General features: G+C 45.0%; 17 protein-coding genes and 1 pseudogene. 17 read left to right on the top strand and 1 reads right to left on the bottom strand.

The window, feature by feature from the left end:
- Positions 1–6 precede the first annotated feature (6 nt).
- From fni to V1L65_RS00515, 5 genes are all read left to right on the top strand, one after another.
- Positions 7–1,050 (top strand): type 2 isopentenyl-diphosphate Delta-isomerase, encoded by a 1,044-nt coding sequence (fni, locus tag V1L65_RS00535; protein WP_331697327.1) that lies wholly within the window; start codon positions 7–9, stop codon positions 1,048–1,050.
- Positions 1,051–1,093: 43 nt separating this feature from the next.
- Positions 1,094–1,840 (top strand): class I SAM-dependent methyltransferase, encoded by a 747-nt coding sequence (locus V1L65_RS00530; protein ID WP_331697086.1) that lies wholly within the window; start codon positions 1,094–1,096, stop codon positions 1,838–1,840.
- The gene (locus V1L65_RS00525) at positions 1,834–2,829 is read left to right on the top strand and encodes an MBL fold metallo-hydrolase (protein WP_331697085.1); all 996 of its coding nucleotides are present in this window, start codon (positions 1,834–1,836) and stop codon (positions 2,827–2,829) included. The genes V1L65_RS00530 and V1L65_RS00525 overlap by 7 nt, the downstream gene beginning before the upstream one ends.
- Positions 2,830–3,275: 446 nt before the next feature.
- The gene (glpX, locus tag V1L65_RS00520) at positions 3,276–4,376 is read left to right on the top strand and encodes a class II fructose-bisphosphatase (RefSeq protein ID WP_331697084.1); all 1,101 of its coding nucleotides are present in this window, start codon (positions 3,276–3,278) and stop codon (positions 4,374–4,376) included.
- A gap of 124 nt (positions 4,377–4,500) precedes the next feature.
- Positions 4,501–6,810: an ATP-dependent DNA helicase gene (locus tag V1L65_RS00515; RefSeq protein WP_331697083.1), complete on the top strand. Its 2,310-nt coding sequence runs from the start codon at positions 4,501–4,503 to the stop codon at positions 6,808–6,810.
- Between the two features lie 426 nt (positions 6,811–7,236).
- Here the strand turns inward: V1L65_RS00515 and V1L65_RS00510 are convergent, their stop codons facing one another.
- Complete coding sequence (locus tag V1L65_RS00510; RefSeq protein ID WP_331697082.1) at positions 7,237–7,776, bottom strand: phosphatidylglycerophosphatase A family protein; 540 nt, start codon at positions 7,774–7,776, stop codon at positions 7,237–7,239.
- 128 nt (positions 7,777–7,904) lie between these two features.
- Between V1L65_RS00510 and V1L65_RS00505 the strand changes: the two genes are divergently transcribed.
- From V1L65_RS00505 to V1L65_RS00450, 12 genes and pseudogenes are all read left to right on the top strand, one after another.
- Positions 7,905–8,969, top strand: coding sequence for a GerMN domain-containing protein (locus V1L65_RS00505; RefSeq protein WP_331697081.1), 1,065 nt, complete (start codon positions 7,905–7,907; stop codon positions 8,967–8,969).
- A gap of 131 nt (positions 8,970–9,100) precedes the next feature.
- Complete coding sequence (gene rph, locus V1L65_RS00500) at positions 9,101–9,847, top strand: ribonuclease PH (RefSeq protein ID WP_331697080.1); 747 nt, start codon at positions 9,101–9,103, stop codon at positions 9,845–9,847.
- Entirely contained in the window at positions 9,844–10,512 is a 669-nt protein-coding gene (gene rdgB / locus V1L65_RS00495; RefSeq protein WP_331697079.1) for an RdgB/HAM1 family non-canonical purine NTP pyrophosphatase, read from the top strand. Before rph ends, rdgB begins: the two co-directional genes overlap by 4 nt.
- 119 nt (positions 10,513–10,631) lie before the next feature.
- Complete coding sequence (locus V1L65_RS00490; protein WP_331697078.1) at positions 10,632–10,964, top strand: hypothetical protein; 333 nt, start codon at positions 10,632–10,634, stop codon at positions 10,962–10,964.
- Positions 10,965–11,191: 227 nt separating this feature from the next.
- On the top strand, positions 11,192–12,145 hold the full coding sequence (locus V1L65_RS00485; RefSeq protein ID WP_331697077.1) for an ABC transporter permease: 954 nt from the start codon (positions 11,192–11,194) through the stop codon (positions 12,143–12,145).
- 31 nt (positions 12,146–12,176) lie between these two features.
- The gene (locus tag V1L65_RS00480) at positions 12,177–13,076 is read left to right on the top strand and encodes a carbohydrate ABC transporter permease (RefSeq protein ID WP_331697076.1); all 900 of its coding nucleotides are present in this window, start codon (positions 12,177–12,179) and stop codon (positions 13,074–13,076) included.
- 64 nt (positions 13,077–13,140) lie between these two features.
- Entirely contained in the window at positions 13,141–14,811 is a 1,671-nt protein-coding gene (locus V1L65_RS00475) for an extracellular solute-binding protein (protein WP_331697326.1), read from the top strand.
- A gap of 81 nt (positions 14,812–14,892) precedes the next feature.
- Positions 14,893–16,467: a response regulator transcription factor gene (locus tag V1L65_RS00470; protein WP_331697075.1), complete on the top strand. Its 1,575-nt coding sequence runs from the start codon at positions 14,893–14,895 to the stop codon at positions 16,465–16,467.
- Positions 16,468–16,498: 31 nt separating this feature from the next.
- Positions 16,499–18,262: a sensor histidine kinase gene (locus V1L65_RS00465; protein ID WP_331697074.1), complete on the top strand. Its 1,764-nt coding sequence runs from the start codon at positions 16,499–16,501 to the stop codon at positions 18,260–18,262.
- Between the two features lie 110 nt (positions 18,263–18,372).
- A pseudogene (locus tag V1L65_RS00460) lies at positions 18,373–19,650 on the top strand (glycosyl hydrolase family 8); the annotation flags it as partial.
- Between the two features lie 24 nt (positions 19,651–19,674).
- Positions 19,675–20,166: a CBM96 family carbohydrate-binding protein gene (locus V1L65_RS00455; protein WP_331697325.1), complete on the top strand. Its 492-nt coding sequence runs from the start codon at positions 19,675–19,677 to the stop codon at positions 20,164–20,166.
- A gap of 20 nt (positions 20,167–20,186) precedes the next feature.
- Entirely contained in the window at positions 20,187–25,298 is a 5,112-nt protein-coding gene (locus V1L65_RS00450) for a glycosyl hydrolase family 8 (RefSeq protein WP_331697073.1), read from the top strand.
- Positions 25,299–25,350 lie beyond the last annotated feature (52 nt).

Below are 25,350 nucleotides of genomic sequence, written 5' to 3'. Positions count from 1 at the left end.
CAGCAGATGGCTATAACAGCCAAAAGAAAAGCAGAGCATATTCGAATCTGCTTGCAGGAACAGGTTAACAGCAACGGGATTTTAACAGGCTTTGAACAATATAGATTTAAGCACAACGCATTGCCCGAGCTGGCCTTTGATCAAATATCGCTGGAAACGAGCTGGCTGGGCTATCCATTAAAAGCGCCGTTATTGGTCAGTTCCATGACCGGCGGCACGGATGAAGCAGGAGCCATTAATCGCAGGCTGGCCATTGCGGCCGAGGAGAGAGGCTGGGCAATCGGGCTGGGCTCGATGCGCGCTGCCCTGGAGGATGAAGCGCTGGCCGCATCGTTCTATATTCGCAAGGAGGCGCCTTCCGTACCGATTATTGCCAATGTCGGAGCCGTTCAGTTGAATTACGGTTTTCAGACGGATACATGCCGCAAAGCTGTGGATATATCGCAAGCTGATGCGCTTGTTCTGCATCTAAACAGCATGCAGGAGGTTTTTCAGCCGGAAGGCGATACGGATTTTAGCAGCCTGTTAGTTAAAATTGAAAAGCTTTGCGCTGCGCTGGACATTCCGGTAGGGGTAAAGGAAGTAGGCTGGGGAATAGATGGAGCTGCTGCGAGTAAACTATATGAGGCTGGCGTTTCCTTTATCGATGTTGCCGGCGCAGGCGGGACGTCTTGGAGCCAGGTAGAAAAATATCGCACGAACGACCCGATGCGCAGGCTGGCAGCAGAAGCCTTCGCTGATTGGGGCATTCCAACAACAGCGTGCATTGCTGAAGTAAGGCAAGCATTGCCGGAGGCGACAATTATAGCAAGCGGCGGGCTTCATACAGGCGTTGACGCTGCCAAGGCGATTGCGCTGGGAGCTAATTTGGCCGGCTTTGGCAGAGCGCTTCTGCCGCAGGCTGCACAGGGAGATTCGCAATGGTCTGTTCAGCAATTAATTGCGCAATTTGAGCGGATCGAATTTGAACTGCATGCAGCGATGTTTGGAATAGGAGCAGGGACAATAGTCGAGCTTCAGCAGACGAGCAGGCTGCAACATTATATATAGAAAGATATGAAGGACGATTTAGGACAAGGAGCGGGCTTAGGCAATGATACCATGGTATGAACAAAGCTTTGGCAAAGATTATATGATTGTATATAAGCATAGAGATTGGGAGCAAGCAGATCGCGAGGTGGCCAAGATGGCTGCTTGGCTTGATCTTCCCAATCGTGCCAAAGTGCTTGATATTGGCTGCGGGATGGGCCGGCATGCAGTAGCATTGGCGGCTTGCGGCTATCAAGTAACGGGAGTAGATTTATCTGATATTTTATTGGCGGAAGCAAAAGAAAATGATGATGAGAAAGAAATCGAATGGATGAATGGCGATATGCGAAGCTTACCTTTTGAGGATGGGAGCTTTGATGCGACGTTGAACTTATTTACTTCCTTCGGTTATTTTTCAGCTGAAAGTGATAATATTGCTGTTATGCGGCAAATTCGCCGTGTACTAAAGCCAAACGGTCTCTTTCTTATCGATTTTTTAAATCCTGATTATATTGTACAGCATTTGATTCCTTATTCGGAGCGATTTGAGCCGGAGCATGGGGTACATATAGAAGAAGTCCGTTCGATTCGAGACGGCTGGGTTCAAAAGGAAATAACCGTTTATGAGCCGGGCAAACGCGATAAGGCGCGTCAGTATTTGGAGCGGGTTCGACTCTATTCGCTGGACTGGTTCGAGCAGCAGTTCAAGCATTTGGATTTAAGACTGGAACAGCTGTACGGCGATTATGACGGCTCGGCCTACAAAGCGGGCTCCTCCAAAAGGATGATTATGGTGGGCAAGTCATGCTGAGCGCTGTTACGGAATTACATCATAATTGGAAGCTTGTTAAAGTGCCGCTGCCGTTTTCTTTGAAGTGGGTGAACAGTTATATCATTCCTGACAGCAGCGGCTATACGATCATAGACCCCGGTCTGCGGACAGATGAAGCAATTGGACTGTGGGAGAAAGTGCTTGAATATCTGAACATAGAATGGCATGAAATAAAGAAGATTATCGTTACTCATCAGCATCCCGATCATTATGGTTTAGCCGGATTTATGCAGGAACGATCAGCAGCGCCCGTATTTATGTCCAGCCGTGCGCATCAATATGCCCGCAGACTATGGGGGACTGAAGCGGAAAGCGATTATAACGACGCACTGCTAGCGCTGTTTGCCAAGCATGGCATGCCGCAGCATTTGTTGCAGGCGATTGACGAGAATCTTGGCGAGTTCCGCTCGAGAGTGCTTCCTCATCCGGAAGTAACTTATATTCAAGCTGGCGATACCATTGCGTTTGGAGATCGGCAGTGGCTGCTGATTGATGCGCCCGGCCATGCTTTTGGTCAATTGTGCTTATTTAATGAGAAAGAGCAAATCATGTTCTGCGGCGATCAAGTGTTGGACCGGATCACGCCCAACATAAGTATTGTGCCAGGCGAGGAGCAGGACCCTCTGCATTGCTTTTTAACGAGTCTCGAGCAGCTGAAGCAGTATAAGGTTCGTCTGGCATTGCCCGGACATAGAGATCCTATTGTAAACTTTGCTGAACGCATTGAACAACTGCAGCAGCATCATGCCAGAAGATTGGATAAAATGCTTGAGCAGCTGCAGGCAGGCAGCTATACTGCGTTTGAGTGCTGCGAGCTGTCCTTTGGCAGCCATCTGCGGCAAAATGCTCATAACTTGCGTTTTGCCATGGCGGAAACGCTCGCGCACCTGGTCTACCTGGAGATCAGGAAGGAAATCGTAAGCGAGCTAAGCGATGAGCAAATTATTTATTATACATCTGTCAAATAAAATGTGCTCTGCAAGTGCTTTGTAAGCCCGGCTAAATCTAAATAACCGGGCTTTTTTTAATGTAATGAACATTAGCTCCCGACAGCCTCACTAGTTGGTCGGACGTTCCGTTATTACCCCCATAATCGCTGTTCTGAGGAAGCAAAGTGACAGACGTTCCGTTAAAGGACAAAAAAGTCGGGACGATTAACGGAACGAGTGTCCACGGGGAGACAGAAGGATGGGATAAACTGTTGGCATCTGTTATCAGAAGAGGCGAATGCACTATTTTTACACATAATAATAGAAATATACAAATATATATTGCGTCATATATAAATATATGTTACATATTAAATAACAAGTTTGCTTCATATATAGCATTTAATCAAAGAAAAAGTGTATCGAATTATCATTTTGTTTAATTTTGTTTAAATATGTGGACAAAAAGAACAGGAGTGTTGGTCATGGAGAGAGAGCTGGCATTGGAAATTGTAAGGGTTACTGAGCTTGCTGCGCTAGCATCGGCGCCGTGGATGGGAAGAGGCGATAAGAATAGTGCGGATGGAGCAGCTACCTCGGCTATGCGTTCGATGTTTGATTCTGTCTCAATTCAGGGCACTGTAGTGATTGGGGAAGGGGAAATGGATGAGGCGCCAATGCTTTATATTGGCGAGCAAGTAGGCAATATGATAGGACCGGAGGTAGATGTAGCTGTCGATCCTTTGGAAGGGACAGAGATTGTGGCCAAGGGGCTCAACAATGCAATGTCGGTTATTGCTGTTGCCGGCAGAGGCCAGCTGCTGCATGCTCCTGATATGTATATGGAGAAGCTGGCCTGCGGTCCTGCCCTAGTAGGCAAGTTAAGTATTGCAGACCCTATTGAGAAAACATTGCAAAAGGCTGCTGAGACATTGCATAAAAAGGTGTCGGATTTAACTGTTATGATTTTGGATCGACCAAGGCACGAGACTCTTATTAAGCAGCTGCGTAAAATTGGCGTGCGAATCAAGTTTTTAACGGATGGAGATGTGGCGGGTGCTATGGCTCCGGCATTTCCGGAAGCAGGCATTGATTTATATGTTGGCTCCGGCGGCGCTCCGGAAGGCGTGCTGGCAGCAGCTGCGCTCAAATGTCTGGGGGGCGAGCTGCAAGCAAGACTGATGCCTGCGGATGGGTCGGAATATGAACGCTGCTTGAAGATGGGGATTGAAGAGCCTTACCGTGTGCTTACTATGGATGATATGATCGGCACGGAGGATGTTATTTTTGCAGCGACCGGAGTTACGCCAGGTGAGTTTTTGGGAGGAGTCCAATACTTTTCCGACGAGCGGGCAGAGACCCATTCTATTGTGATGAGAGCGAAAACTAGAACGATTCGGTTCATACGCTCCATTCACTATTTGCCCAATAAATCGTTGTTGCTGCAAAACCAGGAAATTAAAGATGACAGAGAAACTAAACATAATAGAAATGCAATAGATGCAATAGATGCAATAGATGCAATAGATGCCAAAGATGCCAAAGATGCCAAAGATGCCGAAGATGCTGTAATTCAACAAGGATAGCAGCAGTGATCGCAGCAAAGAATCAAGTAAAGAAAACACTTAAGAAATATGCATAAGCTTTTAGATTATGATACACTAGAAGAACAAATGTTCTATTCATGTGAGATCATAATAAGGAGCTATTATGACTGAACTATATACTATTTCACTATCGGTAAGACAATTAGCGGAGCATGTTTATCGCAGCGGCAGTATCGATGTCCGCTCTAATGCGCTGAATGCGCTGCAGGAGGGAACAATCGCACATCAGCGTGTCCAAGGCTCCTATAAGGCGCAGGATGAGAAAGAGCGCTATTTGAAGACGACTGTGGAGATTGAAGATGAGCTGTTGTTTATTATCGATGGGCGCTGCGACGGCTTGCTTGCTACAGAACCGGCTACAATTGATGAGATTAAGTCGACAAATGGGAATTTGGAGCTTATTGAAGAAAATACATATCCTGTTCATTGGGCGCAAGCGATTTGCTATGCCTATATGTTTGCCAAGGAGCAAGATGCGGCCTCTATGCTCGTTCAGCTTACCTACGTCCAGAAGGAAAGCAAGCTGGAGCGCAGATTTGTACGCGAAATGTCATATGAAGAGCTGAAAGCATTTTTTCTGGATCTCATCCAAAGCTATATGCCCTTCGCCAAGCAGCAGCGATCACATAATGAGAAAAGAAATTCAAGTGCTGCAGCATTAACTTTCCCGTTTGATTCTTACCGGGCAGGACAGCGAAAGCTGGCGGGTGCAGTATATAGAACGATCGAAGAAGGCGTGCGTTTGCTTGCAAGAGCGCCAACTGGCACAGGCAAGACGATCTCAACCTTGTTCCCTGCGATAAAAGCGATCAGCAACGGGCTGCTGGAGCGTATTTTTTATTTGACGGCACGCACTACAACGAGAGTGGCAGCTGAGTCTGCGCTATTGCAATTGAAAGCGGGAGGTCTTTATTTGCACGCGGTTACTTTAACCGCCAAGGAAAAAATATGCTTCCAGGACGAGGTACGCTGTGAGAAGGAGCATTGTCCTTTCGCGAACGGCTACTACGATCGCATCAATGGAGCCGTACTTGACATATTGACGAATGAAACGATTATGACCCGTCCTATTATTGAGCAGTATGCTTATAAGCATCAGGTGTGCCCCTTTGAGTATTCATTGGATATTGCTTATGCAGCGGATGCGGTTATTTGCGACTATAATTATATATTCGACCCGCGTATTTCATTAAAGCGGCAGTATGCAGAAATGAAAAAAAAGACAGCGCTGCTTATAGACGAAGCGCATAATCTTGTAGACCGTGCTCGTGAAATGTATTCTGCAGAGCTGACGAAGGCGCCGTTTCTGGCATTGCAGCGCGAACTGAAGGGCGTGCATGCGGAAGGCTATGCAGCTGCAAAAGCCGTTAATCAGTTTTTTATTGCGCTGCGCAAGGAAAGCGAGAATTCCATAACGATTTCATCGCAGCTGCCGAGTGAGCTGGTGGAACTGGCAGAGGCTTTCGTGCATGCTGCGGAAGCAGCCCTGTCCAGCGGGATTGGATCCAATAGAAATGAAGCAGAACAGGGAGGCAGTCAGCTGCTGGATGCATATTTTGCCGCGCAGCAGTTTGTCCGAACGGCAAAGCTGTTTGATGAGCGTTATGTGGCTTATTCAGAGCTAGGCAGAAATGAAGTAACCTTAAAGCTGTTTTGCATGGACCCTTCAGCAATGCTGCGCCAAATGGGTAAAGGCTATCGTTCCCATATCTATTTCTCTGCTACGCTTTCGCCGTTGTCCTATTACATGGACATGCTCGGAGCTGAGGAGAAGGATTATACGTTGTCGCTGCCGTCGCCTTTCTCCAAAGAGCAGCTGGAGGTAGAGATCGTTCCTTTATCGACGCGCTATCATGATAGGGAAGCTTCTTATGAGCCGATTGCTAGGTTGCTTAAACGAACGCTGGCAGCGAGGCTGGGCAACTTTCTTGCCTTTTTCCCTTCATATGCTTATATGAATGCTGTCCATGAGGCATATATGGAACTGACAAATTCAGAGCATAGTGACGAAGTCATAATGCTGCAAACCGCAAGCATGTCTGAGGAGGAGCGGGAGCATTTTCTTGCTTCCTTTCAAGCAGGCAATACGCGCCCTCTAATTGGCTTTGCCGTTATGGGAGGCATATTCTCCGAAGGCATTGACTTAATCGGAGATCGTCTATCCGGTGTAGCTGTCATAGGAGTAGGGCTGCCCCAGTTAGGTACAGAACGCAATTTATTGCGTGATTATTTCAATAGGCAAGGAAAGAACGGCTATGACTATTCCTATGTTATACCCGGCATGAATAAGGTGCAGCAGGCCGGAGGCAGATTGATCCGCTCTGAGACTGACCGTGGCATGCTTTTATTAATAGATGACCGCTATTTGCTTCCAAGCTACCAGCAGCTATTGCCGGAGGAATGGAGACGCTGAACAGCTGTCTATGCTTTGTGTTGGCAAATCCTGATTTGTGGAACGGGCACTAATGATGTGCCAGCAAATAAAAAGATCGCCTCTCTTGACCTGATAGGCAGGCGGAGAGGCGATTTTTATTTGTAGTAGAACTGAACATGTACTCACGCGCTAAAGCTAACTGCATTTCATGTACTTAGATTTAAGTAATTCGGCTTTTTTGCGATTCTAAGGGGAAAAACTACATCTAGTTTGGCGCGTTTCGCACTATATCGGGTAATTCAATGAAACTAGATGCATGAAATACATGTAGAACCGTTTATTCGGTAAAAAAGGAGAAACTAGATACATGAAATGCATTTAGTTCCTTGTTGGGGCCAAAAAGCAAAAACTAGCTACCTGAAATGTATATAGATTCTTTTTTTGACCAAAAGAAGAAAGCAATTATTAGTCAAGCGGCGGTGTTGTTACGCCTTCCAGCTCAGCCTGTCTGCGGTGTGCCATGCGGCTAGCGGCAGAGGCGGCAATAGCGCCTACGATATCATCAAGGAAAGTGTGCACATGCTGGCCGTTTTTCGCATTTAAGTGTACAAGGATGCCAGGCTTCACTTTGTCGATATAGCCAAAATTAGTAAACCCGATGCTGCCGTAAACATTAACAATGGACAACGCCAATATTTCATCGCAGCCATATAAGCTTTCATCATTTTTAATCATAGCTTGTAGCGGTGCCATCAGCTTGCCTTCTTCAGCTAAAATATCAAGCTGAATACCTGTCAAAACAGCATTTTGCACCTCGCGCTTTGATAGGACGGCATCCACATGCACGGTGCACATTTCTGGTGTAAGTCCAGGGAAATAGTCTTTTTGCAGAAAATGGACAAGCTCAGCAATCGCTGTTTTTGTTACTCCTCTTTGTTCAAGCAGCTCATAAGTAGCTGCAGCAACCTCTTTGCTATTCAACATATACTTTGCAGATTCACTCATTGTAAATCCCCCTCATTTTTTAATGGACAAATTGGTCTAAAACAGGGAAGGGCTCGTATACATATTACTACAAATAAGGAATTGTACAAAGCCGACAGGCAAAAATTGATTGGGGAGGATACACGATTATGATGCAGAACAAGTGGATTCGCCGCACAGCGCTTACAGCTGTGCTGGTGTTGCCGGTACTAGTAGCTGGGTGTGGCATTTGGAACAAGGGGAGTAAGGAAATTGACCCGCCGCAGGTGGAACTCGAGGATCAGCAGGAGGATGGAGCAAAATCAACGCTTGGAGCTGTCGACGTGGAAAATATGGAGGGAGCAGAGAATATAACGGTGTACCTGCAGGATCGCAACGGTTATTTGGCGCCTGTTTCCTTGCCTGCAGTACTGGGCGCTGAGGAGGAAGCTGGCCAGAGAGTGCTGGAGATGATGGTTGATAACGGCACATATGCAAACGTATTGCCTGAAGATTTCCGGGCGATGATTCCGCAAGGAACGCAAGTGCTAGAATATGAGCATAATCCGGAAACGCATATTGTAAAGGTTGATTTCTCAGAATCCTTTGCTGATTATAACAGCCAGGATGAGCGTGCTATTGTAGAATCTATCACTTGGGCGCTTACTTCATTACCGGATGTGCAAGGCGTAGAAATTTATCATGAGGGCGAAAGATTAGCTGAGATGCCTGCAAGCGGTATGCCGCTGGATCAAGTATTAACAAGAGAAATGGGCATTAATTTGGAGCTTGCAAATGGTGTTAATTATACAAATTCTTATCCGGTAATGTTATATTTTTCTTCGATGACTTATTATGACGAGCAATATTACGTGCCTGTAACCCGCTTGATTAATCGCTCTGATTCTACCGTGCATGCTGCTATGGAAGAGCTGATAGCAGGTCCTTTAAACAAAAAAGAACTTATTTCGGTTATAATGCCGGGTGTTGAAGTATTGAGCATAGAGGAAAAGGACGGTGTTGTAACGATCGACCTGGAGGACAGCACTTATGCGAGCGACAAGCCTGCTCCGTCTGAAATGCTTGAGGCGGTCGTCTTGTCATTGACGGAAAACACGGACGCCCAGGCTGTTCAAATCAAGCTGAACGGGCAAACAGACGTTGTTGATGACCGCAACCAGATTTATAGCAAACCGGTCAACAAGCCTTTGCATGTAAACAAGATTAAATCCTAACCCCTCTAATGCCAAAGCTGCGTAACTGACGCAGCTTTGGCTCTTTTTTTGCCCGATTGCTTCAGAAAGGTGCATTTCGCATTTTACTTTGTTAAAATAATAAAGATTAAAAAATCAGGAGGCTTTTATACATGCGAAATGACAAGCGGCAGTCCAATCAATTACGGGCCGTTTTAATAACAACAGATGTGAATAAGCACGCAGAGGGCTCAGTGTTGATTGAGGTTGGCGATACGAAAGTAATCTGCACAGCAACCGTTGAGGAACGTGTTCCCCCATTTATGAAAGGACAGGGCAAAGGCTGGGTAACAGCAGAGTATTCCATGCTGCCAAGAGCAACTCATTCTCGCAATCATCGTGAGTCGGCAAAAGGAAAGCTTTCTGGAAGAACAATGGAGATTCAGCGTTTGATCGGCAGAGCGCTTCGTTCTGTAGTAGATTTGCACGCATTGGGCGAGCGTACGATTACGCTGGATTGCGATGTTATACAAGCAGATGGCGGCACAAGAACAACTTCGATAACAGGAGCATTTGTAGCTCTCTCTATAGCAGTCCACAGATTGTCTCAGTCCCATTCCTTCGCGAAATATCCAATTACCGCTTTCCTTGCTTCAAGCAGTGTTGGTATTATTAATGACGAGGCTATTCTTGATTTGAACTATGAGGAAGATTCCAGCGCGAAGGTGGATATGAATGTAGTTATGACTGGCAGCGGCAAATTTGTAGAGGTGCAGGGAACAGGAGAGGAAGCTCCATTTTCTCGCCAGGAGCTCAATGAGCTGCTAGAGCTGGCTGAATCTGGCATTCAACAATTAATTTCAATTCAAAAGGAAGTGCTTGGCGAAAGAGGCACGAGAATTGGGGAGGCTTCACAATGAGTAATGAGCAACTGGACTCGAGCCCAAAAACAATCGTTATTGCTACAAGAAACCCTGGCAAATTGCTAGAATTTCAGCATGCTTTGCAAACAGGCGATACGATTGTAACCAGCCTAGCCGATTATCCTGATATACCGGATATTGTAGAGGACGGCGATACTTTTGTTGCCAATGCGCGCAAAAAAGCAAAAACAATGGCACTTGCACTTGGCATTCCTGTGCTAGCTGATGATTCGGGCCTTTGTGTAGATGCGCTTGACGGTGCACCGGGCGTCTACTCCGCGCGTTATTCCGGCGAAGGCGCAACTGATAAGTCTAATAATGACAAACTGCTGCATGAGCTTAAGGCCGCAGCTGCACATATAGAAGCCAAGGAAATAGAAGCATGGCCAGCGGACAGAAGCTTGCTGAGCAAGGCGCATTTCGTATGCGTGCTGTCCTTGTATGATCCAATCAAAGATGAGTTTATAGAAGCAGAAGGTACCGTTAGCGGTTATATTATGGACAAGCCTCTAGGTGAAGGCGGCTTTGGCTATGATCCGCTGCTATGGCTGCCACAGCTTGGGTGCTCTATAGCTGAGCTTTCAAAAGCGGAAAAGCAGCAGATTAGCCATCGCGGAGAAGCACTGAGGAAATTGCTGGCTAAGCTTGAAGGGCAAATGTAAGCTAATACATAAGTACATAACCCGGTTTGCGGCGTGAAGAAGCAGGAATAAAAAAGGGATATGTTGGGGAAAGCTACCTTATCACCTATTAGAAATGCAGGTTATAAGGAGGCTTTTGCATGGAGCAGCACAATCAGCATGAGCAGCACAAAATACCGTATTATGTATCCGTACAAGCGATGCAAGTTTTGGCCGATCCGAAGGCAGCCAGCTATGAGCTGGAGATTATAGCCAGCGAGCTGGAAGTCATGCAGCTCAAGGAATTGTTTGACGAAATGTATCATATGGATACGGGGCTAACAGGGCATAGCATGCTTCGTCCGCTGGAGGCTACGCCAAACGCAGAGCTTATGGCTGATCATGATTACATTATTAAAAAAATCTATTCCAAGCTTTATGAACTCGGGACGGACGAAACTAGGCAGCATATTGAAACAATGAACATATTGTAAGGAAAAGCCCATCGAGATGATGGGCTTTTTTGTGCAATTATAAGCATTTATAAGTTTTACTATAAACTTGGACGGCGGAGAAGTTTAACCTTGCGAGAAATCGATAATTTTTAACGCCATCATTAATTTGTATCACAATTCGTTGACAATACAAGTAGTTTCTTCCAGCGTCCTGTCGCTATAATGAGTGTCACAAGCCAAGTATGAGAGGAAGGGAGAAAACGTTAATGGCTCAATCAAATAAAGCGATGGGCAAGGAGCTTCCGCTTGAGCAACGATCTTATTGGAATCGGCTGGCTGCTCAATGGGATATACAGCTGATGGTCATCCCTGCGCTGCTCATGATCTTTGTATTCCAATACATTCCTATGTATGGGGTGATGATCGGGTTTCAGGATTACAGCTTATTCAAAGGCTTTTTGGATAGTCCTTGGGTAGGGGTTAAACATTTCAGCGCTTTTTTCAATGATTCAGATTTTTCAAGGGTGATGCGAAATACAATCGTAATCAGTTTTCTAAAGCTGCTAATAGGTTTTCCGGCACCTATCATCTTGGCGCTTATGCTGAATGAAGTAAGAAAGATGTTTTTTAAACGCTTCATCCAAACGATCAGCTATTTGCCGCATTTTATATCCTGGGTTATCGTTGCCCAAATGGTTTCCTCCATGCTGTCCACCGATAACGGCAGTGTGAATATGCTTTTGGTCAATCTTAATTTAATTGAGGAACCGATCAGCTTTCTTTCTTTGCCGCAGTACTTTTGGAGCATTCTCGTTATGGCCGATGTATGGAAAGGAATCGGATTCGGATCGATTATTTATTTGGCAGCGATTGCAGGCGTCAATCCGCAGCTTTACGAAGCGGCATCGATTGATGGCGCCAGCCGTTTTAAGCAAATGTACTTGATTACCATACCGACTATTATGCCGGTCATCATTATTTTTATGATTCTTGCTATCGGCAATTTGCTCAGTGCCGGCTTTGAAGATATTTTGCTGCTGGAATCCCCGGCTATTCGTGAAGTGTCTGATGTTATTGATGTTTATGTTTATCGTATCGGCATTCAAAATCAAAGATATTCCTATGCGACAGCGATTGGGCTGTTCAAAGCGGTTATCAGTATAGCATTGCTGGCTGCTGCCAACTACGCTGCCCGCCGAAGCGGCAATAGCTTGTGGTAGTAGGCTTGCGGCCAAGAAAGGATGATCAGCTATGATGAAGTTAAGCGGCGGGGATAAGGCTATGTATATCGTAATCTATACATTCCTATGCCTGCTCGGGTTTGCTACCTTTTACCCCTTTTGGAATTCAGCTGTTATTTCGGTCAACAATGGCGCGGACACCGCATTGGGCGGGGTAACCTTCTGGCCGAGAAATTTCACTTGGGATAATTACCAAATTGTATTTAAGGACAGCCGCATCGTCGACGGGTTTATCATTTCCGTTTTGCGGACGGTTGTAGGAACGTTCCTGTCCATTATAGCTACAGCAATTTTCGCATATGGCATGTCCAAAAAAAATTTGATGAACAAGAAATTTTATATGGTTATGTGTATTTTTACAATGTACTTTAGCGGCGGTTTAATCCCGTATTTCCTGCTAATTCGTGAGCTTGGCATGATGGATACTTTTTGGGTCATGGTTATACCAGGAATGATTAGTGTATGGAATATGATTATTTTCAGAACTTTTTTTCGAGGGCTTCCCGATGGGCTGGAGGAATCAGCGAAAATTGACGGTTGCACGAACTGGGGAACACTTTTCCGAATTGCTCTGCCGCTGTCAGGCCCGGTAATTGCTACGTTATCTCTATTTACGGCGGTGTATCACTGGAACGATTGGTTTGCACCAAGTATTTTTATTAATAAAGCAGAGCTGCTGCCTATTCAAACGAAGCTTCAGCAAATATTGAATTCCAACATTATGACTGAGCAAATGTCGCAGCTCAATTCAGCTGCAAAGTCTGCGATGTCGCGCATGAGAAGCAATGTGACTACTAAGTCCCTATCGATGGCTACGATGATGGTCGCCTCAATCCCGATCATGCTTGTTTATCCGTTTGTTCAGAAATATTTCGTAAAAGGCGTTTTGATAGGTTCGCTTAAGGAGTAGTTTGAAGCAAATTGCTTTGAACATATAACAAAAAAATGAAAGGGGATATTTACAGATGAACAAAATGAACAAAATGAACAAAAGCTTTAAGTTTTCACTTGCCGTCATCTTTGTTTTTACGATTATTTTAACAGGCTGCAGCAAAGACAGCGGATCAAACGAGAAACCAAATACAAGTCCTGCTGCGACGAACGTGAACAAGGGGAAGGATAATGAAGAGGAAAAAGGCTTTGTACTTGGGGAAACACCAGTTGATTTTACCTTTTATGGCCATTATGACTGGTACACGATGTACCCTTGGGGTGAAGATGCAGCGACTGCCTGGATTAAAGAAAATAAAAAGGTAACGGTAACAAGTATTCCTTCCGGCAACAACGCTGAGCAAAAGCTAAGCACGATGATTGCTTCGAAGTCTTTGCCGGACGTCATATGGCTGGAACGCGGCTCCGATGTGGAGAAGCTGCGCGAAGCCGGCATGCTGGTGCCTTTTGATGATTGGCTGGATAAGTACCCGAATATGAAAAAATGGGTTGGCGAGTCTACGATTGATTTACTTCGCTCTCCAGACGGTAAACTTTATCAGTTTCCGAATTGGTATACAACACAGCCTAACGGAAATTCCGGCTATGTCGTCAATAAGCGTATTTACGAAGAGCTTGGCAGCCCTAAGCTGGAAACCTTCGACGATTTGTACAGCTATTTGAAAATGGTAAAGGAGAAGTATGGTTCAAGCGTTACCCCTTTTGATCCGGGCATAGAACGCCAAGGAATCGAGCTGATGGTATCTGGCTTTGCAAATGATTTCCCTAAAACTTATATTAGTCAGCTTGCGGTGCCAGAAAACGATAAGCTTACTTCATTATTCGTAAACCCTGTTTTCCGCGAAATGATGGTTTTTGCCAACAAGCTGTTTCAAGAGAAGCTGATTACGCATGATGCCTTAACGCAGACAGAAGATCAAGTGAAGGAGAGAATGTATTCCGATCGCGTAGCTGTATTTGCTGCCTCAACCCCTACAGAGATTGCTGCGCTTGCAGATTCGCTCGTAAAGGAATCAAATCCGAATCATCCAGGCTATATGATGATCTGGCCGCTTCATAAGGAAGGCGTCGATAAAAACAAAGTGTGGCCGGGAGACTGGGCGAGTGTTGGCTGGAACGTAAGTGTTATTACAACGAATCATAAAAACCCTGAGCATATTTTTGCATTTTTAGATTGGTACACGGGAGAAGAGGGACAGCGCACGATATTCTGGGGTCCTGAAGGCTTGTACTGGGAAGGCACAAACGAGGAAGGCGGACCGCTATTTAATGATCGTTACTTCTCTGAGAGCGCTAAGGTTGCCGAGCTGATGAATACGACCAACAACTTCCAATGGAATGGAAATACAGTCTTTATCGATACGCGCAAAGCTGCAATTGAGCTTACTTTTCCGGAAGAAAAACGAAATTGGGAAACGAGATGGCAGACAGAAATTACTTGGAAAACGCAATTTAACGCCTCGGCATTTGTTAATTTGCATCCTTTTCCAGATTCCGATGAAGGAATTATTGAGCAAAAAATAGAAGATATTTACACGGAATCCTTCTCCAAAGCGCTATATGCCAAAAACGAAGAAGAAGTGATTAAAATTTTAGATAAAGCCGAGGCAGATGCCCAGAAGGCAGGATATGAAAAATTGCTTGCTTTCCAAACTAAAATTTGGCAGGAAAATTTAAAGCTATTAAGCCAATAGTGCTTGAACTTCAATAGGATTGGGGGGGGCTCCCCCCTAATCTCTTTTAACTTCACATAAATTGCTTATTGAGGTGAGTGCATGGCATATAAAATTGTTATCGTGGACGATGAACTGCTTGATTTGCAAGCGCTGGAAGTGTTTTTTCCTTGGAGTGATTTAGGATTTGAAGTTGTGGGAGCCGTTAACAGCGGCTTTTTGGCGTTGGAGCTCATGAATGAACACACTATTGACCTCCTAATAACAGATATACATATGCCGCTTATGACTGGACTGGAGCTTGCCAGAAAAGCGATCGATAAGCAAAGTGATCTGCGAGTTATGTTTATAAGCGGTCATCAGGAATTCAATTATGTCAAGGCAGCTCTGTCATTGCAGGCCAGCGGCTATTTGCTTAAACCATTTGATGATGATGAAGTGAAACAATCCTTGCTTTCGATTAGAAGCGAGCTTGATAAAGAAAGAATGAGACGTGAAGCCGAGGAAAATTATAAGCAGCTAATTCCCAAGATACAAAAAGACTTCTGGCAAATACTGTTGGAGGACCCTGCCAATCCACAATATATGCATACATTTAATGAAATCGAAGAACAGCTTCAATTATGCTGGCCGATCCAAGTAGCTGTCTTGGAGCCTGACGATTTGGCCTGGAAGCTCAATCACTACTCGGAACATGAAAAGAATGAATGGATTGCTATTTTTCGCAAATACACCTATGAGGCATGTCAAGAAAGAAACATTAATTATGTAAGCAAAATAGGGGAGCATCGCCTCGTGATCCTGTTGGAAAATTGCCTGTCAAGAGGTGTAGATTTGCATGATATGAATGATAGGATACAACAAGAACTGCCATTTTCAATTACAGGCGGCATAGGAGAAGCTGTTTATTGTAAGGAGAAGCTTCGAATGTCCTTTAAACAGGCTGCAGCAGCGCTTGATCACAAAATGTTCGCCGGAAAAGGCAAATGGATTGCCTACTCCGACATACCGTGCTCTGAGAAAATGCATGCAGAGCATTTGGACATTCAATTGGATACTTTGCTTGAATCTGTTGCTAATTACGAGCTCGTTAAGCTGCATGATGAGCTTGCGGTTTTATTTCGAATGACTGCGCAATGGTCATCGCGGTTTACCGTATACAATTTTGTTTTGCATATTGTGATGAAACTGCAGCTGTTTCTGCATCAGGAGAATGAAGACTTGTTTAAAATATTGAATCTTGAGCTGAAGGATTTGGACGTGTTGCTTCGCTTCGAGACGATCAATGATATTCAAAGCTGGCTGAGAAGAAATTTGTATGAAATATCCGAGCTTCTTAACCAAAAACGTCAAAATAAAAACAGCCGTTTAATCCGAGATGTTATGGATCACATCAAAGAGCATTTGCAGGAAAATTTGACTCTGCGGCAAATGGCGGATCGCTTCACTTTCTCTCCTAATTATTTGGGTTTGCTGTTTAAGGAACAGACAGGCAAGCATTATAGTGAATATGTAATCGAGCTGCGGATGGACAAGGCGGCAGAGCTGCTAAAGGATCCTACGATAAAAGTATATGAGGTAGCGGACATAGTCGGGTATCGTTATTTGCCTTATTTCAGCAGACAGTTCAAGAAGAGCTTTGGCATGACCCCCAATGAGTATAGAAAACAGGTATAAGTTCAAGATTTGATTCTAAAGGAGAGCTGATATGGAGCCGCGACAAAAGCTGCGATTTATACCGATAGGCTACAAAATGATGCTTTCTTACTGCTTGCTTATTGTGGTTCCGCTAGTTACTGTCGTTGCTATAGCCAGCACGATCTATGTGACTTCTATTCGCGAACAAACAAAAAACAATATTAATGGCACTTTGCAGCAAATAACGGACAATATTACATATAAGCTGGATGCGGCCATTCATACCTCCAGGCTGCTGTATCATGATTCTAAGCTCATATTCATTTTAAAACAAAAACATGAGGGTTGGGATGAGTATGATAATACAGCTAATTATTTGTTGCCGAAGCTGCAGGATACTATAAAATCGTCCAATTTACCGGCCTTGCTTTCCTTCTACATCCATAACAAAACACTTTATGAAGTGTACAGCCTAAAAAGGATAGCTGTACCCTATGTATTAACCAATGGCAGCTTTGACTTATATTATATTGATCGGATAAAAGACACAGCTTGGTATATGGAATTTCCTGCGGAGGAATACGGGCATACGATGCGTTGGGCTCAAATAGAGGATGATGCAGAGCATGGTTTAATATCGTTGCTGCGGCGTGTAGTTGATGTGCGAGAATTTAGAGACTTCAAAGAGCTGGCTTTTATGAGAATTACATATAATCTGTCGGATTTATTTCATAGCGTGGACAGCGAAAAAATTGGCGAAGGAAGCTCCATCTATATCGTGAATGAGCAGGGAGAGATTGTATATTCCTCTGGGGAACTGCTGCTTGCGGCTCCAAATCAGATTGACAGCGATTATTATAGTGAGCATATTGTGCTTGAAGAAAGTCTGCCTTATTTGAACTGGAATTTGATAACGCTTATTCCGACTACAATTATAGAAAAAGATATTGACCAAGTGCGTACGGTTACGGTAATTGTCGGCATCGCTTGTTTAATTGTGTTTATTATGGTCGGCTATTTTTTAAGCGGTTATTTCTCGAAAAGGGTTGGGAAAATTGTGTCGGTGCTAAGCGCATTCCGCGAAGGGGAATTTCACAAGCGGATGAACTATAAAGGGAATGACGAATTTGGCATGATCGCCAAAGCGCTGAATGATATGGGAAAGGATACCGAAGCGCTCATAGACGAAGTTTATTTGACGAATATTGAAAAAAAGGAAGCAGAGCTGGAATCGCTGCAATCCCAGATTAATCCCCATTTTTTATATAATACGCTGTCTTCCATCAGCTCGTTGGCTAAATTCGGCGAAGTAGAGAAGCTTAACCGCATGGTAATCGATCTTTCCAAATTTTATCGCCTAACGTTGAATGACGGGAAGCACCTAATATTGCTGAGGGATGAATGGGCGCAGGCGCAGGCTTATATTAATATTCAGCGGACGAAGTATGGCGAGCAGCTGCAAGCCTGGTACGACATAGATCCCGATGCGCTGGATTGTGAAACAATCAAGCTGATTCTCCAGCCGATCATTGAAAATGTGTTTGAGCATGCCTGGACGGAAAGCGGCGTTAGAATGCGTGTCATTATTCAAAAAGCAGATAAAAAGGTTGTCATAAAAATAATTGATGACGGTTATGGCATGCATCCGGATACGATCCGGCAAATATTCGATCCTTTGGATCAATTAAACGTAGGCATCGGCATCCGCAATGTCGATCAGCGCATTAAACTTCATTATGGCAAGCCGTATGGCGTTTCTATCTTCAGCAAGCTGGGAATAGGAACAACCGTCTTGATCATCATTCCGGCAAATCCACCCATATCTGCAAAATAATTAATTTATATCAGTAATCGTTGATTATGCAAGTAGTTTAACTTGTTACGCACCTTCTATAATGAACATGCAGATCAAAAAATCATCTGTAATTCCAAGGAGGTGTCTATATGTTAGTCTCTATTTTTACGCGTGTAAAAAGCTTGAGAAAAACGTTGCTGGCCGGTCTAGCAGTGCTGCTGCTAGCCAGCTTGCCACAGCTGCCATTTGTACCGGGCGGCTTGGCAGCAGCGGCCAATGAAGCAAGGCCGTTTCCTCAGCAGCAAACATTTGCCGGCATCATTAAACCTAATCATGTCAGTCAGGCTTCACTCAACGCATCTGTTTCCTCCTATTATGACTACTGGAAAGGCAAGTACCTTAAAAATAATCTATCCTCGCTGCCAGGCGGCTATTATGTGAAAGGAGAAATTACCGGCAGCGCGGGAGGTTATACCCCTCTTGGCACATCCGAGGGTCAAGGCTTCGGCATGATTATTACCGTGCTGATGGCTGGTCACGACTCTCAAGCCCAAACCATATACAACGGATTATTCAAAACTGCGCGAGCGTATAAAAGCTCCATTAACCCTGCATTGATGGGCTGGGTAGTCGCAGATCATGTGAATGCTCAAGGAAATTTCAGCTCGGCTACTGACGGCGATCTAGATATTGCGTATTCGCTCATACTAGCTCATCACCAATGGGGCTCGGGCGGCACGATCAACTATTTGCAAGAAGCTAAAAATATGATAAATGCGATCAAGTCAAGCAATGTTACTACGAATAATCGCTTGAATCTTGGTGATTGGGACTCCAAGAGCGCTTTGAATTCCAGGCCATCTGACTGGATGTTCAGCCATCTGAGAGCTTTCTACGACGTAACAGGCGACAATACGTGGAACAACGTCATTAACACGTTATACACGACTTATAGCCAGGTAAGCAACAGCTACGCTTCCTCTACAGGACTTATTTCAGACTTTATTGTAGACAATCCGGCCAAACCGGCGCCTGAATGGTTTTTGAATGAATTTAAAGAAACCAATCAGTATTACTATAATGCTGCCAGAGTACCGCTGCGCGTAGTAATGGACTATGCCTTTTACGGGGAGACAAGAGCAAAGACGATTGCGGACAAGATTTCCGGCTGGATAAAAGGCAAGACTGGCGGCTCGCCTTCAGCGATAACCGCGGGTTATACACTAAGCGGCAATGCTCTGAACAGCTATAGCTCTGCCGTATTTACATCGCCTTTCATTTCTGCAGCAACCGCTAACTCTAGCCACCAAAGCTGGGTAAATGCCGGCTGGGATTATATGAAAAACGCGAAATCAAGCTATTTTAGCGACACTTACAATTTAATGAATATGCTTTTTGTTTCCGGAAATTGGTGGAAGCCCGCTCCTGCAAGCGCCTCCACAGGCTATACACTGGCAGTTACAGCCGACAGCTATGTACATGGCGGTATGACAAGTAACAACTATGGTACAGATACGACATTGACGGTAAAGAAAAGAGATAATAATTCTGCCTATGTGAGAGAAGCTTACTTGAGATTTAATAAATCCTCTGTTTCTGGAACGATTAATTCTGCTCAAATCAAGCTGTATGTGACTAGCTTGCATAGCAACACGCCGACCTTCCCTCTTAGAGCATATGGCATTCAGAACAACTCTTGGACGGAGACGGGAATTACGTATGCCAATCGGCCAACGGAAGCTGGAACCGCTTTGGGCTCTGCTACTGCCAGTGCAGCGGGACAGTATGTTTATTTGGATGTTACTTCCTATGTTCAGCAGCAATCAGGCAATCAATTGAATTTTAGAATCATAGGCTTGACCGAAGATTATGGGGCGGCATTTGCATCGAAAGAAAATACAACAGCCTCCAGACGTCCAGTTCTTGTTATTAACGGCGGTTAACGTTCGAGAGGAGAAAAATAATGCCCAGATTCAATCAATCAAATAAGCGGGGAATAGCGATACTGCTGGCAGCTATGCTGCTGCTGTCGAACCTGTTTGTAACCAGCAAAAACTATGTCAGTGCCGAATCCGGCACTGGCAGCAATCATACGATTGCAGCCTGGATGTCGCAGGGCGGCATTGTGAATGAAAATCGGCTAGCCGGTGCCACGAGCGGATTATATCGCAATCTTGCCCAAATGACGGTTATCGGTAATGTCAAATATGACTCCGCTTCAGGGAATACGGGGTATGTTGACTGGAGAGAAGGCATTAATACAAAGTATTGGCTCGTTACACTATCTACTAAGAATTTCGACAATATTACATTATCCTCCGAGCAACGCTCCGGTAACTCCGGGCCGAAGGATTTTGCTGTAGAAGTAAGTACAGATCAAATCCATTGGACGAAGGTGAAAGATGTAGTGCTGCCGCCTTCAAGCAGCTGCAATTCCGATGATTGCAGGCTTGTTGATCAGAAACTGCCGGAATGGATGAGCGATCAGGAGCAGGTTTATATTCGCTGGGTCATTCAATCGGCTGCTGCAGCAAACCCGCAAAGGGAGCTTGGCGAATGGGGAGTCAGCACGATCGATAATGTCATTATCAAAGGAAACGCGCTCGGCGAAGTGATCGAGCCGCTGATCGCTGTCAGCACAACGCCAGCTCATCAAGACAAGCAAGTGAACAAAGATACAGAGGTCGCAGTCGTTTTTAATAAGGAAATCACACTCCTTGATAACGGCATTCAAGTCGTAAATGGAAGCGATGAAGCTGTTAGCGGAACATATGCAACTATTGATGAGGCAAATAAGTCGCGTCTGATCATCCATACACCTCAGTTTGACTATGGAGAAACTTATACGATAACGATAATGAAAGAAAATGTGCAGGGTATAGAAGGAGCAGCTCTTATTAGTGATTTTACCTGGTCCTTTACTTTGGCTGAATCGCCTAATAAGCCGAGGCTCGTAAACATGGCTTTCAATGGTGACCCGAGAACGAGTATTGCTTTTGCATGGTATACCGACCAAATGACTCCTACAGTAGCGGAAGTGATCGAGGCTGATAAAGTAACTGGCGATGTATTTCCTGATACCGGTGCCAAAGTATTTCGCGGAACAGAAGAAATTGTAAACACCTATTTGGTCGCCGGTGATCGTCAAACAGATAAGCGAACGGCATTTGTAAGCCACAAGGTCATTGCCGATGGTCTTGAGCCAGGGGTTACATATCGGTATCGCCTAGGTAATGGAGAGAGTGGTTCGTGGAGCAAGGTCGGCTCTTTTACGACAGATACCGCTGAGCATCAGGATTACCGCTTTATTGTAGGGGCTGATTCACAGGCCTCCAGCCTTTCCAATTTCGAAGCATGGGGCGATACGTTTAGAAAGGCTGTTCAATATATGGGGAGCCCAAAATTTTTAATTTCGGCTGGAGATTTAGTGGACAATGGCGATCTGGAGACGCAGTGGCAATGGATGCTTCAGGTAGCAGAGGATTCCTTGCTGCATGTGCCTTTCGTGCCTGTGCTGGGCGGGCATGAGGTCAATGATTATGATGGGGACGTTACGACGGACAACAGCAATTTTTATCATCATTTCAATGTACCGCGGCAAGTAGTAGCAGGCACTCATGAAGGCTCGGTATATTCTTTTGAGTACGGTGACGCTCTTTATATCGTGTTTAATTCACAATATGAAGGCGGATTGGCATCCAATGGCAAGGATATTGATTGGGAAGATCCGGAATTTAGAGCGCAAGTTAATTGGATGAAGCATACAGTGGCGAAATCGGATAAAAAGTGGAAATTTGTTTCGTTTCACAAAAGCCCATACGCCTCTGGCGATAATTCTGCGCTTTACGAGGACGAACGTGTTCAATTTTACCGTCAGCATTTGATTCCTGTTTTTGATGAGCTCGGTATTGATATGGTGTTTGAAGCCCATGACCATATGTATATGCGATCCTTCCAGATGTATGGAAATAAGGTTATCCCTGAGGATGAACTGACATTTGATGGAAATGGCCATGCCGTTAATCCTAAAGGAACGATTTATTTAATGCCGAATGCACTTGGCAATAAATTTTATACGAAGCAAGAATATTTGCATGAATTTGATGAAAACTGGAATCCAGTTATTAAAAAGGACGAGAACGGAAATCCGATTCTCTATGATCATTTCTTTGCCAATATTAACGAGCAGCCATTCAAAAAAATGTTTATCGATGTGTCCGTTACTAGTGATGTTCTGTCCTTTGATTCTTTCACAGCTGCGGTTGCTGATGAAGAAAAGGAGGGTACAGTCGGCAAAGGCCTATTTAAATATGATTCCTATGGTATTAAACGTACTGATTTAAAGCCGAACGCGCCAGCAAATGCGGCAGTAAAAGTAGACGGAACAGCAGCAACGATAACCTGGTCCGCGCCTGAAAGCAGCGATGAACCAATTAGAGGCTACCGCATCTACGAGAAAAACGACAAGCTTGCCGTTCATTGGAGCGAGTATATTGCTGCTGAACAGGATATGGCAGATTACAGCTTGGTTGTCCCACAGCTGAACCCCTCAAAAAAATATGATTTTGTTATAAAAGCTGTTGGCGCCAGAATGAACTCAATTGGCGTGGAAGTAACGACAATTGACGGGCCTGTGGAGCTGGAGCCGCCTTCAGCGCCAACTGATTTGTCCGGAACGGCGGTTTCTCAATTTGAAGTTAATTTGAAGTGGGCAGCTCCATCAGGAAACGTAGAAGTTTCCGGGTATCATCTGTATCGTGACGGCGTAAAAATTGCCAACCTGCCAGCGAGTGCAGCAGCCTATGCGGATTCAGGGCTAAGTCCAGATACGAATTACCTCTATCATGTTACGGCTTACAGTCCTGAGAATGTGGAATCCATGGCCAGCAACAGCATTGATGTAAGGACAAATACAGAGCCATCCAGTACTGGTCTAAACAGGCCGTTTCCGCAGCATACCGATTATGCAGGCAATAGCATCAAGCCGAATCATATCTCGCAAGCGGAGATGGATGCAACGGTTTTACGCTTATTCCAGGAATGGAAAAACAAATATTTAACTGAAAATCCATATGACGCATCGCAAAAGTATGTCTGGTATTCAGACGGAAGCTGGTTTGAGGAAGAAACGGATGAGGAAACCGGCATGACTTATATGCCGATTACGGTATCCGAAGCACATGGCTACGGCATGCTCATATTAGCGCTAATGGCAGGTCTGGAAGAGGATACACGCGATGATTTTGATGCTATGTTCCGTTATTTCAAGGCTCATCCAAGCGAAATCAATCCAAATTTAATGGCTTGGCAGCAAGGGGATACAGGAACTGCGATTATTGATATCAATGGAGTAGATTCAGCTACTGACGGCGATATGGATATTGCCTATGCGCTGCTGCTGGCTCACAGCCAGTGGGGAAGCTCGGGCGATGTTCATTACTTGAATGAAGCGAAAAAGTTAATTAACGCGATTATGGACGCAGAAGTCAATAAGACGGATTGGACACTGCGCATTGCGGATTGGGCTACTTCCGGCAAGTGGGCAAGCGCTACTCGCCCTTCCGATTGGATGACGCAGCATTTGAAGGATTACCGCCTCGTAAGCGGTGATAAGCGCTGGGATCAAGTGATAGACCAGACGTATGCCATATTAAACAGTCTATTTAAGACTCATAGCACAGAAACAGGGCTTATTCCGGACTTTGTTATTAAAGATGGCCAATCCTTTATACCTGCTCCGCCTTGGTTTTTAGAATCCGAAAATGACGGAGATTATTATTACAACTCTGCGAGAACACCATGGAGACTGGGCACAGATTATTTAATATCTGGCGAGAAACGTGCACTAGAACAGCTGACAACTATGAATAATTGGATTCGCGCCAAAACGGATCATACGCCTTCGAATATAAGAAGCGGATATACGCTTGACGGCGACACGGAGCTGGCAGAATGGGAGGATCTTACGTTCTCTGCCCCATTTATGGTAAGTGCAATGATTGATCAATCCAATCAGCAATGGCTCAACAAGTTGTGGGATTACAATGCTGCGCCAAAAACAGAGGATGAGGTTTATTTCAGCAACAATATCCGGCTGCTCAGCATGATCGTTGCATCAGGGAATTGGTGGACACCGGCAATCGTTGACTATGAAGCGCCTGCTAAACCGGTTATTGATTACGCTAATGCAGTTTCTAGCTCGACGATTCAGCTGAAATGGCTGGCTTCGACTGATAATGTAGGGGTAAAAGGGTATAAAGTTTTCCGTGACGGCGTAGAAATTACAACAGTTGCTAGTCATGAATTTAAAGATACAGGCCTACTGCCAGCAAAGCAATATGCTTACACTGTTATTGCCTATGATGCAGCTGGCAACCAATCCGAAGCAAGCAATGTGCGGCTCGTTACGACGTTGAACAATGTGCCAGGCACCTGGCAGCCGGAAAAGCCAGTTAAAGAGGAGCCAGGCGATGGTGACGGAGATGAAGACCTTGAAGAAATAGACGATCAGGAAGTTCCAAAATTTGATGTTAGCGATATTAAGCAGCATTGGGCGGAAGCTATTATTAAAAAGGCTTTACAGAGCGGCCTGTTTAAAGGCTACCCTAATGGCACCTTCCAGCCTGATCGGGCTATTACAAGGGAGCAATTTGCAGTTGTAGCAGCTAGAGCGCTGGATTTGCCTGCCAGCAAGCGCAGCTTGACCTTCTCAGATGAAGCAAGCATTAGCGATTGGGCTAGGCAGGCGGTAGCCCAGTCGCTCGAAGCGGGACTGGTGCAAGGGTACGGCAACGGCACCTTCCAGCCCCAAGCTAATATTTCCCGCGCTGAAATGGGGGTGATCTTGGGCAGAATTATTAGGCTTAAAGGTTTGTCCGAGCAAGCCGGCACAAGCGATCAAGCTTCATACGCGGATGAGTCAAGCATCCCGTTTTGGGCGAAGCAAGAGGTTGCTGAAGTAAGCAGAATTGGAATTATGCAAGGCAAAGGACAGAATCGATTCGCGCCTGCTGACAATGCTACAAGGGCTGAAGCTGTGAAGGTATGGCTTAAATTGATGGAATTTATAGAGTAGGACAATGTAGTCCGTATTAATTGGGCAGGCTGGCATTTGATGAATGCCGGCC

This window comes from Paenibacillus sp. IITD108 (genome assembly GCF_036541265.1).
Classification (GTDB): domain Bacteria; phylum Bacillota; class Bacilli; order Paenibacillales; family Paenibacillaceae; genus Pristimantibacillus.
The sequence above is the reverse complement of the archived record's forward strand: the minus strand, read 5'-3'. Positions and strand labels throughout refer to the sequence as shown.

What these genes read in the sequence shown, in the direction of transcription:
- V1L65_RS00505 (WP_331697081.1), top strand. Translation starts at nt 7,905, where the DNA reads ATGATGCAGAACAAGTGGATTCGCCGCACAGCGCTTACAGCTGTGCTG.
- V1L65_RS00510 (WP_331697082.1), bottom strand. Translation starts at nt 7,776, where the DNA reads ATGAGTGAATCTGCAAAGTATATGTTGAATAGCAAAGAGGTTGCTGCA.
- V1L65_RS00530 (WP_331697086.1), top strand. Translation starts at nt 1,094, where the DNA reads ATGATACCATGGTATGAACAAAGCTTTGGCAAAGATTATATGATTGTA.
- V1L65_RS00515 (WP_331697083.1), top strand. Translation starts at nt 4,501, where the DNA reads ATGACTGAACTATATACTATTTCACTATCGGTAAGACAATTAGCGGAG.
- fni (WP_331697327.1), top strand. Translation starts at nt 7, where the DNA reads ATGGCTATAACAGCCAAAAGAAAAGCAGAGCATATTCGAATCTGCTTG.
- V1L65_RS00485 (WP_331697077.1), top strand. Translation starts at nt 11,192, where the DNA reads ATGGCTCAATCAAATAAAGCGATGGGCAAGGAGCTTCCGCTTGAGCAA.
- V1L65_RS00475 (WP_331697326.1), top strand. Translation starts at nt 13,141, where the DNA reads ATGAACAAAATGAACAAAAGCTTTAAGTTTTCACTTGCCGTCATCTTT.
- rdgB (WP_331697079.1), top strand. Translation starts at nt 9,844, where the DNA reads ATGAGTAATGAGCAACTGGACTCGAGCCCAAAAACAATCGTTATTGCT.
- V1L65_RS00450 (WP_331697073.1), top strand. Translation starts at nt 20,187, where the DNA reads ATGCCCAGATTCAATCAATCAAATAAGCGGGGAATAGCGATACTGCTG.
- rph (WP_331697080.1), top strand. Translation starts at nt 9,101, where the DNA reads ATGCGAAATGACAAGCGGCAGTCCAATCAATTACGGGCCGTTTTAATA.
- V1L65_RS00525 (WP_331697085.1), top strand. Translation starts at nt 1,834, where the DNA reads ATGCTGAGCGCTGTTACGGAATTACATCATAATTGGAAGCTTGTTAAA.
- V1L65_RS00480 (WP_331697076.1), top strand. Translation starts at nt 12,177, where the DNA reads ATGATGAAGTTAAGCGGCGGGGATAAGGCTATGTATATCGTAATCTAT.
- V1L65_RS00465 (WP_331697074.1), top strand. Translation starts at nt 16,499, where the DNA reads ATGGAGCCGCGACAAAAGCTGCGATTTATACCGATAGGCTACAAAATG.
- glpX (WP_331697084.1), top strand. Translation starts at nt 3,276, where the DNA reads ATGGAGAGAGAGCTGGCATTGGAAATTGTAAGGGTTACTGAGCTTGCT.
- V1L65_RS00470 (WP_331697075.1), top strand. Translation starts at nt 14,893, where the DNA reads ATGGCATATAAAATTGTTATCGTGGACGATGAACTGCTTGATTTGCAA.
- V1L65_RS00490 (WP_331697078.1), top strand. Translation starts at nt 10,632, where the DNA reads ATGGAGCAGCACAATCAGCATGAGCAGCACAAAATACCGTATTATGTA.